Source organism: Brevibacterium daeguense, assembly GCF_021729135.1.
Lineage (GTDB): Bacteria > Actinomycetota > Actinomycetes > Actinomycetales > Brevibacteriaceae > Brevibacterium > Brevibacterium daeguense.
In genome coordinates, this window is record NZ_JAJTWW010000009.1 from 59,605 (window position 1) to 72,326 (window position 12,722).

At 67.5% G+C, this 12,722-nt stretch carries 12 protein-coding genes and 1 tRNA gene; 6 read left to right on the forward strand and 7 right to left on the reverse strand.

Annotated features, from left to right (window positions below; genetic code table 11):
* Positions 1–13: 13 nt before the first annotated feature.
* The gene (locus LXN01_RS09150) at positions 14–889 is read right to left on the reverse strand and encodes a hypothetical protein (protein ID WP_236864360.1); all 876 of its coding nucleotides are present in this window, start codon (positions 887–889) and stop codon (positions 14–16) included.
* Between the two features lie 158 nt (positions 890–1,047).
* On the opposite strand from LXN01_RS09150, the gene LXN01_RS09155 reads away from it, so the two are divergent.
* The 3 genes from LXN01_RS09155 (at position 1,048) to LXN01_RS16360 (ending at position 5,449) form a co-directional block, all read left to right on the forward strand.
* Positions 1,048–1,902 carry an SMP-30/gluconolactonase/LRE family protein gene (locus LXN01_RS09155; RefSeq protein WP_236864361.1) on the forward strand — a complete coding sequence of 285 codons (855 nt, stop codon included), beginning with the start codon at positions 1,048–1,050 and terminating at the stop codon, positions 1,900–1,902.
* A 265-nt stretch (positions 1,903–2,167) separates the two neighbouring features.
* Positions 2,168–3,142: an NAD-dependent epimerase/dehydratase family protein gene (locus tag LXN01_RS09160; RefSeq protein ID WP_236864362.1), complete on the forward strand. Its 975-nt coding sequence runs from the start codon at positions 2,168–2,170 to the stop codon at positions 3,140–3,142.
* 48 nt (positions 3,143–3,190) lie between these two features.
* Positions 3,191–5,449 carry a glycosyltransferase family 2 protein gene (locus tag LXN01_RS16360; RefSeq protein WP_236864363.1) on the forward strand — a complete coding sequence of 753 codons (2,259 nt, stop codon included), beginning with the start codon at positions 3,191–3,193 and terminating at the stop codon, positions 5,447–5,449.
* On the opposite strand, the gene LXN01_RS09170 is transcribed toward LXN01_RS16360, so the two are convergent.
* From LXN01_RS09170 to LXN01_RS09185, 4 genes are all read right to left on the reverse strand, one after another.
* Positions 5,400–5,873, reverse strand: a complete 474-nt coding sequence (locus LXN01_RS09170; protein ID WP_236864364.1) for a GtrA family protein — start codon at positions 5,871–5,873, stop codon at positions 5,400–5,402. The genes LXN01_RS16360 and LXN01_RS09170 overlap by 50 nt on opposite strands.
* A 13-nt stretch (positions 5,874–5,886) precedes the next feature.
* The gene (locus LXN01_RS09175) at positions 5,887–6,633 is read right to left on the reverse strand and encodes a class I SAM-dependent methyltransferase (protein ID WP_236864365.1); all 747 of its coding nucleotides are present in this window, start codon (positions 6,631–6,633) and stop codon (positions 5,887–5,889) included.
* Between the two features lie 81 nt (positions 6,634–6,714).
* Positions 6,715–6,787, reverse strand: a tRNA-Lys gene (locus tag LXN01_RS09180).
* 202 nt (positions 6,788–6,989) lie between these two features.
* Complete coding sequence (locus LXN01_RS09185; protein WP_236864366.1) at positions 6,990–7,982, reverse strand: hypothetical protein; 993 nt, start codon at positions 7,980–7,982, stop codon at positions 6,990–6,992.
* 222 nt (positions 7,983–8,204) lie between these two features.
* On the opposite strand from LXN01_RS09185, the gene LXN01_RS09190 reads away from it, so the two are divergent.
* The 3 genes from LXN01_RS09190 (at position 8,205) to LXN01_RS09200 (ending at position 10,681) form a co-directional block, all read left to right on the forward strand.
* Positions 8,205–8,795, forward strand: a complete 591-nt coding sequence (locus LXN01_RS09190) for a hypothetical protein (protein ID WP_236864367.1) — start codon at positions 8,205–8,207, stop codon at positions 8,793–8,795.
* A 256-nt stretch (positions 8,796–9,051) separates the two neighbouring features.
* A complete protein-coding gene (locus tag LXN01_RS09195) occupies positions 9,052–9,672 on the forward strand; it encodes a DUF47 domain-containing protein (RefSeq protein ID WP_236864368.1) in 621 nt (206 codons plus the stop codon).
* Position 9,673: 1 nt separating this feature from the next.
* Entirely contained in the window at positions 9,674–10,681 is a 1,008-nt protein-coding gene (locus tag LXN01_RS09200; RefSeq protein ID WP_236864369.1) for an inorganic phosphate transporter, read from the forward strand.
* 72 nt (positions 10,682–10,753) lie between these two features.
* On the opposite strand, the gene pstB is transcribed toward LXN01_RS09200, so the two are convergent.
* On the reverse strand, positions 10,754–11,533 hold the full coding sequence (gene pstB, locus LXN01_RS09205) for a phosphate ABC transporter ATP-binding protein PstB (RefSeq protein WP_236864370.1): 780 nt from the start codon (positions 11,531–11,533) through the stop codon (positions 10,754–10,756).
* A gap of 38 nt (positions 11,534–11,571) precedes the next feature.
* Positions 11,572–12,720, reverse strand: a complete 1,149-nt coding sequence (gene pstA / locus LXN01_RS09210) for a phosphate ABC transporter permease PstA (RefSeq protein WP_236864371.1) — start codon at positions 12,718–12,720, stop codon at positions 11,572–11,574.
* Positions 12,721–12,722 lie beyond the last annotated feature (2 nt).

Here is a 12,722-nt window from a genome sequence, read left to right on the forward strand (position 1 = left end):
GTGGTTCCGGGCGTCAGGAGCGGTAGGTTTCCAGGAGCTGATCCAGCGGCAGCTTCTCGACGTCCTCGGCCGGGCGCGAGAGGAAGAAGGTGCAGTGATACCAGCCCTCGTCCTCCAGTCCTTGCGTATCGATCCCCAGGCTGTGCAGCTGCCGCAGCGTCGCCTGCTGCTCATCCGCGGATTCGAATCGCCGCTGCGGGAAGGTCTCACCGTCGAGACGCTCGGTCACCAGACCGTGCTCCGCCAGGGTCTCGGCGATGGAGTCGTAGGGGTACATCCGCAGCACGAAGGCCGCCACCCACTGGGACCTGTCCTGGGGGAGGGCCTGCATCAGCCGCCCGAAGGTGTGCTCGGTGACGTATCCGACGCCGCCCGTGATCGTGATCAGGCTGACATCCTGGATCCCCTGCGTCAGGGCCGGGGAAGGATCCGACTCCTCGAGGTTCTCCGCCCAGCCGTCGTTGATCAGCCCGACCTGGCGCGCATAGGCGACCGCCTCGGCCGCGATGTCAAGGCCGAGGACTCGTGGAGCGTCAGCACGCCGGTGCTCGGCGTAGTACTTCCGATCCCGGTCAGCAAGCTGCTCGGGCTGGAGGTCATCCAGCGCCGGGTCGGCATAGCGGCGGTAGACCTCGACCATGTCGAGGTCGGTCCTCATCAGTGTGGCGTTGACTCCGTAGGAGCTGCACACATCGAGGACGGTGCCGGTGGCGTTCGGTACGGTCTCTCGCTGCGCGCGCCGCACGGCGTCGAAGATCGCAGCGGCCCGCTGCGGAATCTGGTACTCCAGCGCTCCCAGCGTGCGGTAGTAGCTGCGTGGGTCCGGCCGGTGGTACAGGTCTGTGAAGTCGGCTTTTCCATCAGCAGACATGCCGGTGGTGGTCATCATTCTCCCTCATCTCGAACACCCCAACGATAGCGAAGGCGTTGTGTATTCCCGTCAGCGGCCCGGTCCACCTCATCACCCCATGAACGACGATCTCCCTGTGAACGATCACCTCGTGCCGGGCTCTATGCCGATCCGTCCGGGTCTGCGAGCATGAGCAGATGGCCACAGACCTTGAGCAGCTGACGCCGGACGGAGCCGCCTACCACGGAGAGGGGCCGTGCTGGTCGCCTTCCTGGGGTGGCATCCGCTGGCTGGACATGCTCGCCGGGGACGTGCTCGGCTTCGGTGCCGACGGCGGGGTGAGCAGGACTCATGTCGGAGATGTCGTCGCCTGTGTTCGCCCTCGCCGCGCCGGCGGCGCCGTGCTGGGAATCGAGCGCGGCTTCGCCCTGGAGGAACCCGATGGCCGGGTCGTTCCGCTGGCGCAGGCCTTCACCGACACCTCGATCCGGATGAATGAGGGCGGGGTCGACCCGGACGGCCGGTTCTACTGCGGCTCGATGGCCTACGATCAGTCGCCCGGCGCGGCCGCGCTGTACCGCCTCGATCCCGACGGCACTGTGAGCACCGTGCTCACCGGCGTCACGGTCTCCAACGGTCTGGATTGGTCACCCGACGGCACCCGCGCCTACTACAACGACACCGCGACCGGCCGCATCGACGTCTTCGACTACGAGCGGGTGGCGGGGCTCGTCGAGCGCCGCCCGTTCGTGCGCCTGTCCGCGGGGGAGCGCCCCGACGGGCTGACCGTCGACAGCGAGGGCGGGGTCTGGACTGCGATCATCAACCTCGGTCAGGTCCGGCGGTACAGCGTCGAGGGCGAACTGGACGAGGTGATCGAGCTGCCCGCGGCGAAGGTCACCGCCTGCGCTTTCGGCGGTGAGGAACTCGACGAGCTGTTCATCACGACGTCAGCGGAGAATCTGCCGGCTGAGGAGCGGGCGCACGCTGGAGCGCTGTGGCGAGCCCGACCGGGGGTCACCGGACAGCCGGTGCGCTGCTTCGCGGGCTGATGGCGGGGCCCGACGATCGCCGCCCGCGGGACTCGTTCGCAGGGACGCGCTCGGCTCCGGGGAAAGGGTGTGTTGGGGATGCCGCGCCGATCACCGAGGTCACGGCAGGGTCGACTGCGATCATGGACCTCTTCGCTGGGCGACCGCGCTGCGATCAGCCGGTGGCCCCGCCGGCGATTAACGGAGCGTGAACAGATCGACGCCTGCCGGTGACCAGTGAAGCGGGCGCGACCAGGGCTTCCGCCGAGCAGCTAGATTGTGGCTTATGCGAGCTGCAGATGCCGAACGAGTCGTAGTCACCGGCGGGTCGGGGTTCATCGGTTGGGCCGTGACGAAGGCGTTTGCCGCCCGCGGAGCCGAGGTGGTTGTGGTCGACCGGAATCCGCCCCCTGCCGACGACGAACGAGTCAGCACCATCATCGGTGACCTGAACGACCCCGAGGTCCGCCTCTCCGTGATCACCGAGGGGACTGCCGGAGTGATCCACTGCGCCGCGATCACCTCCGTGCTGCAGTCGGCGGGAATGCCGGCCGAGACATACCAGGCGAATGTGGCGAACACCGCTGAGCTGCTGGAGCTGTGCCGGAAGCACTCCGTGCCGAGGTTCCTGCTGGCCTCCACGAACGCCGTGGTCGGCGATGTCGGTGAGAAGACCATCACCGCGGATATGCCGTTGGCACCCCTCACGCCATACGGGGCCACCAAGGCTGCAGGGGAGATGCTCCTGAGCGGGTACGCCGGAGCGTATGGGATCACTGCCTCCGCCCTCCGACTCACCAACGTGTACGGCCCCGGGATGAAGCACAAGGACAGCTTTGTCCCCCGGCTGATGCGCGCTGCGCTGTCGGGTGACACTGTCCGGATCCACGGCGACGGCCGCCAGCGTCGTGATCTGGTGTACCTCGACGACGTCGTCGCCGGGGTGCTGCGGGTGTGGGACAGCGGCTTCACCGGTCGTGCCATTCTGGGGTCCGGCAGATCGATCTCCGTGCTGGAGATGGTCGAAACCGCTCGCCGAGTGACCGGGCGGCTCCTGCCCAGTGAGCACATCCCGGCTCCCAGGGGTGAGATGCCGGCCGTCGTCGTCGACCTCAGCGCCAGCGAACGAGAGCTCGGATACCACCCGACGGTGTCGTTTGCCGAGGGGCTGGCCGCGGTCTGGCAGGATTTCCTCCACGACGAGCTTCATGCCGACCGTCGCGACAGCCCAGAGCTCGACAGCGTGATCGCCCGCAGCTGAGCCTGTCGCCCGTCCCATGAGGTGATCACTGAAAGGATCCGATCCGCCGTGAGCGCTGCCATCAGCAGCAGTCGGCCGCCCGGGAGCCGCACCGCTGGTGTCCTCCCGCGGATCAGGCAGGACCTGCGCCGCCACTGGCTGCTGGGCATCCTGCTGGTGCTGGGTGTCATCCTGCGGGTGATGACCTGGCTGGCCTACCAGCCTGCGCTGCTGTTCATCGACTCCTTCACCTACCTCGACAACATCGGCCCGCTGGACCCCAGCGCGGGGCATCCCCTCGGCTACACGCTGATCCTGAGCTTCCTGCTGGGACTGGGCGGCCTCAGCTTCGTCACCGCCGTCCAGCACCTCATCGGACTGGGCATGGCCTGCGCGCTGTATGCGCTGGCCCGCCGATGGGGAGTGGCACGCTGGCTCAGCGCCCTGGTCGCGGGGGTCGTCCTCCTGGACGCCTACCAGCTGCAGATCGAGGCGAACATTCTCTCCGAGGTCTGGTTCCAGGCTCTGCTGGTGGGCATCATGTGGACTCTGCTCGGTCCGAGGCGAGTGCATTGGAGCTGGGCCGTCCTGGCCGGACTGCTCGTCGGGGCAGCCGTCATTACGCGGACCATCGCCTTCGTGATCGCGCTGCCCGTCCTCGTCTTCCTGCTGACGTGCGGCGGCGCGCCGACCAGCGCAGCCAGGTGGCGGCAGGCCGGAACGCGGATCGGAGCCGCGCTCATCGCGATGCTGCTCGTCGTCGGCTCCTATGCGGCCTATTACAACGAGCGAGAAGGCGAATGGCGGATTTCCGGCATCGGCTCCAACATGCTGTACGGCCGGGCGGCCACACTGGCCGACTGCGACAGGCTGCCGCTCGATCCGGAGATGCTCACGGTCTGCCCTGAGGAGCCGAAGTCGGAGCGCGCCGGCGTCGACGACTACACCCACTATGTCTACGGCACCGAATCTTGGCCGCGAGGAGAGCTTCCCGATGACGTCGACGGCCAGAAGGTGGCCGTCGAGTTCGGGCGCCTGGTGCTGCGCCACCAACCGCTGGACTTCGCGGTTGCCACCCTGGTGGACTTCGTCAAGAACTTCAGCCCGGTCAAGGAGACCTTCCCCAACGATGTCCCTGTCGAACGCTGGCAGTTCCAGACCGAATATCCTCGCTGGGAGCACCTGGACGAGGATGCCCGGGACTACACCTTCCGATTCGACGGTCAACCGCCGAGCGTCCGCGAGCCGCTTGCTCAATTCCTGCGCGGCTATCAGCTCAGCGTCGGTTACACTCCCGGCCCGCTGCTTGCCCTGGCCGCTCTGGCCGGCACTGCCGCGACCTTCGGCCTCGGCCGGTCCCGCAGCAGCGGTCTGCGCTCGGCGGCGATGGTCACCACCGGCATCGGACTGGCGCTCCTGCTGGGAGCCGCAGCTTTCGAGTTCTCGTGGCGCTATCAGCTTCCGGCGCTGGTCACACTGCCTGTGGGCGGAGCATTGGGCCTGACAGATCTGCTGGGCGGACGCTTGAAGGGAAAGCAGCGCACGGCCCTGGCTCCCTTCCCCGATCCGGTGGACCGAGCCGCCATGGCGCAGTTCGAGCAGCGATACGGACCGCTCGAGGGTCATCCATTGGTGGTGGTGATAGCCGCGTACAACGAGGAAGGCGGGATCGGCCACGTCGTGCAGGAGGTGCCCAAGCGGTGCGGACACCTGCCGGTGACGGTGCTGGTCGTCGTCGACGGCGCCTCGGACAGCACCGCAGCTGTCGCCGCCGAGGCCGGCGCATATGTCTGCGACGTCGAGCAGAACCGCGGTCAGGGCGCGGCGCTTCGGCTCGGCTATCACCTCGCACATCGGATGGGCGCCCAATACGTGGTCAGCACCGACGCCGACGGCCAGTACGACAGCCGGGAGCTGCCCCAGCTGATGACGCCGCTGTTCGACGGCAGCGCGGATTTCGTCACTGGGTCCCGGCGGCTGGGCACTGAGCAGACCAACAGTCCGGTTCGCTGGGTCGGTGTGCGGGTGTTCGCCTGGTTGGCCTCGCTGCTGACGCTCCGGCACATCACCGACACGTCGTTCGGCTTCCGAGCGACGCTGACCGACCGGGTGGTCCGGGTACCGCTGCGTGAACCCCAGTACCAGTCCTCAGAGCTGCTCATCGGGATGCTGGCGAGGGGCGCGCGGTTGCGCGAGCTCCCGCTGAGCATGAGGCTGCGGTCCAGCGGAACCACCAAGAAGGGTCGGAATCTGGTCTACGGGGCCAACTACGCGCGGGTCATGATCTCGACCTGGTGGCGGGACTTCGTCCGACGACCGAAGCCGTGAAGACGAACCGGTCGAACAGGAAGAATTTGAGCACGAACATCACCCCGTAGGTTCCGATGAAGGCCGCGCTGACCAGCACGACCTGCCAGACCTCTGAGTCGATCCGGGTCTGCAGCCACGCATCGGCCCCGGTCGTGACGAGCGAGGCCGCGACCGCGGTGGCCACATTGATCGTGAAGTAGGGCAGCAGCTCGCGGGCCGGACGCACTCGGTTCGTCTGCTTCCAGGCCCAGTAGCGATTCATGAAGTAGTTGGGGATCGCGCCTGCGACGAAGGCCAGCACGGTCGCCGCCCACGGCAGCGCGCCGAGGGCGAAGCTCACTGTGAACGTGGCCTGGCTGATCAGACCGGCCGCCACCGAGGACGCCGCGTAGCGCCCCCACAGCAGAGTGCGGGCAGTGCGCAGCCGGTCGGTAGCCTTCACCGGTCGGTAGCCTTCACCGGTCGGTCGCGTCGCCGGGGACTCGGGCAGCCGGGACCCGGGCCACACCCAGCACCGACTGCCCGAAGGGAACCGGAACCAGCCGCTCCACTGTTCGGGTGACGGGTACGACGAAGCGGTCGTAGAGGGAGACCAGGCGCCCGCCCGGAGAGCTGGACCGGCCCTTGCGCACCGCCAGCCACCAGGCGATGCCGCCCAGCAGGTTGACCGGCTTGGCGAGTTCCAGGTCCAGCCCAGCCCTGCCGATCGCCTCAGCCAGCGACGTGGGGGAGTAGCGGCGGAAATGGCCGACAGCGGCGTCGAAATCACCGTACAGCTGCTGATAGCCCGGCACCCACAGCACCACTGTGCCCCCGGGCCGGACCAGACCGGCAAGCCGGGACAAGGTGCCGCTGTCGTCCTCGAAGTGCTCGAGCACATTGATCGCCACCAGCGTATCCACCGGCTCGTCAATCGATACCGGACCACCGGCATCCAGGACCATCACGTCCACGTCGGGCCGGCCGGCGAAGCGCTCGCACATGACCTCGACTGCATCGGGGTCGACGTCGGTCACCACCAGCCGGTCCCGGTCAGTGAACTGAGCGGAGAACTCCCCGAGGCCGGCGCCCACCTCCAGCACCGAGCGGCCGCAGTGCGGAGCGATGAGATCGTACTGATAGCGGCGGTACCGGGGCTTGTCGACGCCGCCGTCGAGCTCCCGTCCGGTGGCGCTGCTGAACGCTCCCAAACCGTCTTCCACGCTGTCTCCTGATCGGAAGCCCGCCCCGGCACCGGTCGGCGACGTTCTCCATTCGAAAGCATCGCCACTGGTGAGAATCAGTGGGCCCCGTGGGGATCGAACCCACGACCCGCGGATTAAAAGTCCGCTGCTCTGCCAACTGAGCTAGAGGCCCGAACGGCAGCACGACGGCCGACCGTTCACCGTGCACCGCCCGCGAGCGGGGCACACAGTGAACCAGTGTAAACCCTTCGCGTGGCGGATTCGTAACCCCCGAACGGCGTCCGCAACCCGCAGGGGCACGGTGGTCGGCCAGGGCCGAGGCATCGGCCGGGTTCCGCCCGCGCCTCGGCCGCACTCTCATCGCACCGGCCGCTTCAGAGCCGGATGTCCGGCCGGTAGGTGCGGGGGCGCTCGTGCTTCGAATCGCCCGAGACGCCCACCTCGCCGGCGCCGGACTCCGCGCTCCGGCCCTTCCTCTTCGCGTTCCGGCGCTGCTTCTTCGCGACTCGACGCTGCTTCTTCTCCCCCTGGCGCTGCTTCTGCAGCCGCCTGAGGTTCTTCAGTCCGCCCACGAGCGTCAGATCGCGCCTCGGAGTGCTCACCTGCGGGTCCAGCTCCTCTTCGAAGTAGGCGGGGAACGGGCCGAACGCCGTCCGGGCGTGCTCCACCACCGCCTTGGCCATCGCGCGGTTGGCGAACCCGCCGATCACGGCGCCGATCCCGAACGGGAGCACACGGCCCACGTACGAGCCCCCGACTCTCACCGCGTACTTCTTCACGAGCATCCGGCGCATCCGCTTGGTCAGGGTGCCGAGCATCGAGGACGGGATCTGCTTGGTCACCGCGGAACCCCAGTCCGACATCATCGACGGGCCCTTGCCCGAGGCCTGATCGGAGAACTTCTTGACCAGGTCGCGCCCTGAGGTGCCGAGCATCAGGCCCATCACGAGGGCGTTGGCCCGCACCGGATCACGCACGGGCAGTCCGTGGAGCTCGGCGACCGCCTGCGCGTACAGCGCCGATCCCTCCAGGAAGCCGGCAGTCTCCACTGCGGCGACCCCGATCGCCGCAGTGGTCCCGATCCCCGGGACCATCGCCGTGGCGCCGACCGCGGCTCCGCTGCCGGTGGTGAGATTGAGGTAGTGGCTGCGGACGATCTCGGCGAGATCTGCCGGCGAGGCTCCGGGATGCCGGCGCCGGAGCCGCCGCACGTAGGCGAGCACCACGGGACGCTGCACGGACAGCAGGCGCTGCACGGCGCCCTCGGCCTTCGGGTTGAGCGAGCCATCGTCCTGGAAGGCCATGCCTGCGGCTCTGCCCACCCCGGCGTTGACCATTGCGCTCTTGACCATCGAATTCTTGGCCACTGGGCCTTCCTCTCTGTCGGAAGCGGTCGCGGCAGCGATCGATTCTCACAAGGACAGTTGCTGAAAAGGTGTTCGTGCACAGTCTACGCCGCGCGTGAACCCTCGCACCCCGAATCCGCGGCAGACGGACGAATCTCGAAGGGGACTCGAATGGAACGGCGAGGACCTGCACGGTGCTGCGGCCCTCCTCAGGGCGCTCTCCGACGACTAGACTGGTCGGCGATGTCGAACACTCCGCGCTACCACAAGCCCGTCAAGATGCCCGACCTCGAGCATCTGGAGCCCCAGCCGGACCCGGCCACCCGTGCCGAGGCCGCGCACGCCACTGCCTCCCTGCTGGTCAACGGCTGCGAGTCCCGTGATCGCGACGCCACCGCCCGCTTCGTGCGCCTGGCCGACGAGATCGGATTGGAGACCATCGCGGAGATGTGGTCCTCGGCGTCGGCGATGTCGCTCGCGGGCACGCTGTGGAGGCTGTACGTCCTGCGCTCCTGGATCCGGCAGTCGCCCTCGCAGGCCGCCGAGTGGTTCGACGCCGGCAGAGAGCAGGATCTCACCGCCGTCGAGGTGATCGCAGGCATCGAGTCCCCGCCCGGTCCCGACGCGGTCGCCCGGGCTGCCGACGAGATCCTCGCCGGAGCGTTCACCGGCGAGTACGCGACGGCGCTGGCTCGCGCGGCCTCCTTCGTGATCGTCGCGTCGCACGGCCGCAGGGCGCTCGGCGACGCGAGCCGCGACGCGGACACCTTCGAGGTGCTGGGCCGGGACCTGGCGGCCGCCGCGCGTGCTCGGCGCCTCGGCATGCTCGACTGACCTGGACCTGGTCATCTGCTGGCTCCGAGCGCAGAGACGACTGCGAGATCGCTCGTGCCATTGGGTTTCGCCGCCGCGGGCGGTATCGTTGTGTCGTGGCCTTTCGGGGCCACCCGGGTGTCGGACCGCTGAAGCCCCGGGCTCCAACATCAGCCGCTTCGAGCGGCCACACGCCGAGAGGCGCTCTCGGTCCGGCACCCACATGACATCGCTGCGAGGACGGCTCCCCAGCCCGTGACAGTCATCGAGGAGAAGCGTGAGATTGCGCAGGATCCCGCGCGAGTCCCAGTTCTACGACCGCTTCGTCGAGCTCGCCGGATACCTGCAGGACGGCAATCTCGTCCTTGCCGAACTGTCCGGAATCCCCGTCGAGCAGCGCCGATCGGCTGCTGAGCGGATGCAGGAGATCTGCGATGCCGCCGACGCCGCCGCCGGTGCCGTGCTGCGCAGACTCCGTGAGAACTACATCACTCCGCTCGACCGGCAGGACCTGCTCCTGCTCTCGGAACTCCTGCGCAGCACCTGCCATGCACTCGACGGGGTGGGCTTCGCCATGACCTCCTCGGCCTTCGGCGAGCTCCCCGTCGGAGCACTCGAGATGCTCGCGCTGCTGTCGACTCAGGCCGATCAGACCCAGCGCATGACGCAGCGCCTGCGCGGCAAGCCGGACCAGTGGGAGTACGTGGAGACGATGGACCGGCTCTACCAGCGGTCGCTCAGTCTGCAGCAGCAGATCTCCGACGCGGTGCCGGCCTCGCGCCAGGGACTGACCTACGTCGCCGCGGCAATGCAGCTGTCTGCTGCCTTCGTGGAAGCAGCCCGCTCCTACCGCGAGATCGGTCGCATCGTCGGCGTGATCGCCGTCAAGGAATCCTGAGGTGGAGCTGCTCTTCCCGGCGGTGATCGTGCTGGTCTCCGCCTTCGCCTTCATGAACGGATTCCACGACGCGTCGCTCACTGTCGGCAACTCCGTGGTCACCCGCGCTCTGACGCCTCGCACGGCGCTGCTGCTGGCAGCCGTGTTCAACTTCATCGGGGCGCTGCTGGGGCAGAGCATCGCCGAGGTGGTGGTCGAGGATGTGCTCGAGTTCCCCTCGGCTCACTCCGAGATCCTCCTGGTGATCTTCGCAGGGGTGCTCGGGGGACTGATCTGGAACGTTCTCACCTATCTGGCAGCGCTGCCGGCCTCCTCGACCCACTGCCTGCTCGGAGGGCTGATCGGCGCGGGTGTCGTGTTCGGCACGACCGCCCACCCCGCGATCCTGTTCAGCACGGTATTCGCGCCGCTGGTCATGACCCCGCTGCTGGCATTCCTGCTGTCGTTCATCCTCACCGGAATCGCAACGCGCGTGTTCCGCAGCGCGGCGCCCAAGCCGCTGTTCCGCGGCACCCGGGTCGTGTCGAGCGTGCTGACCGGCGCGCTGTCCCTGGCGCACGGCATCCAGGATGCGCAGAAGTCCGCCGCTGTCATGATGGTCGCGTGGTTCGCGCACTCCACCGCAGGACCCATCGACTACACCGAAATCGTGGTCAGCTGGCCGGTGCGACTGATCGTCGCGGCCGCGCTGGCCCTGGGCACGCTGCTGAGCGGCTGGCGGATCGCCCGGACCATGAGCGTGCGCATGGTCAGCATGGATCCGGTCAAGGCCTCGGTGTCGGATCTGACCTCGTCATCGTTCATGTACTTCGCCGCGTTCGTCCTCAAACTTCCGGTGTCGATGAGCTTCCTGGTCGCCGGTGCCAATCTGGGAACGCAGTTCGAAACCGGGCGGGGGACCGCACGCATGCGCTATGTGCTGCCGGTGGCCGGGTCCTGGCTGCTGACCCTGCCGATCGCCGCCGTGCTCGGCGCGCTCCTGGCGGCTCCGCTCCTGCTGCTGGCCTGAAGCAAGCCGAAGGGCGGCCCCTCGGTCGAGGGGCCGCCCTTTGCCAGTGCAGACGAAGCCGGTGGCCTCGGATCAGCCGAAGCGGCCGGAGACGTAGTTCTGCGTGTCGTCCTTCTCCGGGTTGGAGAAGATGATCTCGGTGTCGTTGTACTCGATGAGCTTGCCGGGCTTGCCGGTGCCGGCGATGTTGAAGAAGCCCGTGCGGTCCGACACGCGAGCAGCCTGCTGCATGTTGTGGGTCACGATGACGACCGTGTACTCGTTCTTGAGTTCGGCGATGAGGTCCTCGATGGCCAGCGTGGAGATCGGGTCGAGCGCGGAGCAGGGCTCGTCCATCAGGATGACCTCGGGCTGGACGGCGATCGCGCGGGCGATGCACAGTCGCTGCTGCTGACCGCCGGACAGGCCGGAGCCGGGCAGGTCCAGCCGGTCCTTGACCTCTTCCCACAGGTTCGCGCCGCGCAGAGCACGTTCGGCGAGATCGTCGGCGTCCTTCCGCGAGATCCGCTGGTTATTCAGGCGGACACCGGCCAGCACATTCTCCTTGATGCTCATCGTGGGGAACGGGTTGGCGCGCTGGAACACCATGCCCACCTGGCGGCGGACGTTGACCGGATCCACTCCGGCGCCATAGATGTCCTGGCCGTCCATCATGACGCTGCCGTCGACATAGGCGCCCGGGATGACCTCGTGCATGCGGTTCAGCGATCGGAGCACGGTCGACTTCCCGCATCCTGAAGGACCGATCAACGCGGTGACCGTGCGCGGCTCGATGAGCATGCTGACACCTTCGACGGCGCGGAAGCTGCCGTAGTAGATGTCCAGATCCTTGATCTCGATCTGCTTGGACATTTTGTCGTTTCCTCTCGTGGATTGCTTCGCTGCTCAGGTCAGCGGGCGCCCTTGGGTGCCAGGTACTTCGCCAGCAGGCGGGCGATCAGGTTCAGGACCATGACCAGGACGATGAGCACCAGCGCCGCGGCCCACGCGCGGTCGCTGCTGGCCGCTGCCGCGACTCCGGGCGAGGTCGGCCGCATCTGGGAGTCGTAGATGAAGGTCGGCAGCGTGGACATCCAGCCGCCGAACAGATCCCAGTTCAAGTTCCGGGCGAATCCGGCGGTGACCATGATCGGCGCAGTCTCACCGATGACGCGAGCGATCGCGATGGTGATGCCTGACAGAATGCCGGAGATTGCAGTCGGCAGAACGATCCGGACGATGGTCTTCCACTTCGGCACGCCCAGCGCGTATGTGGCCTCGCGCAGATCCATCGGGACCAAGCGCAGGATCTCCTCCGTATTCCGGACGACGATCGGCACCATCAGCACGGAGAGCGCAACCGCTGCCGAGATGCCCATCTTCGCCGAACCGATTCCACCCGGGTCGACGAGGGTGAGGAAGGTGCCGAACAGTGCGAAGGCGAACAGGCCGGCGACGATCGAGGGGATGCCGGTCATCACGTCGACGAGGAAGGTGATGGCCTTGCCGAGCGTGTTCCTGCCGGCGTACTCGACGAGGTAGATCGCTGTGAACACGCCGATCGGGATCGAGATGATGCAGGCCGCCAGGGTGATGAGGACCGTGCCGATGATCGAGTGGTAGAACCCGCCGAGCAGTTCACCCTCACCGGCGACGTAGTCCTGGTCGTAGATGCCCTTCATTCCCTCCATCGTGCGCGAGAGCACGGTGGGGCTCTCGAGGATGACGGGACCGCCCCGGACAAGGGTCATCCACAGCAGAGAGATCAGCGGGATGAGGGCGATGACGAAGGAGGAGGTGACGAGTGTGGTGGCAACGCGGTCGGTGGCCTTCCGCTTGCCCTCGACGGTGCGCGACCACGCATAGAGGACGATGAAGTTGAGGACACCGGCCAGCAGCGCGATGAGCGGGATGTTGAAGCCCCCGGTCATCAGCATGCCCAGGACGATCGCCACGATGATCGAGCCGATGGCCACCATCCAGGTGGCTCCCTTGGGCAGCTTCCCGGCCCGGAGGCTGAGCTTGGAGCCCTGCTCGGGCTTCACAGTCGTGTTCGACATGA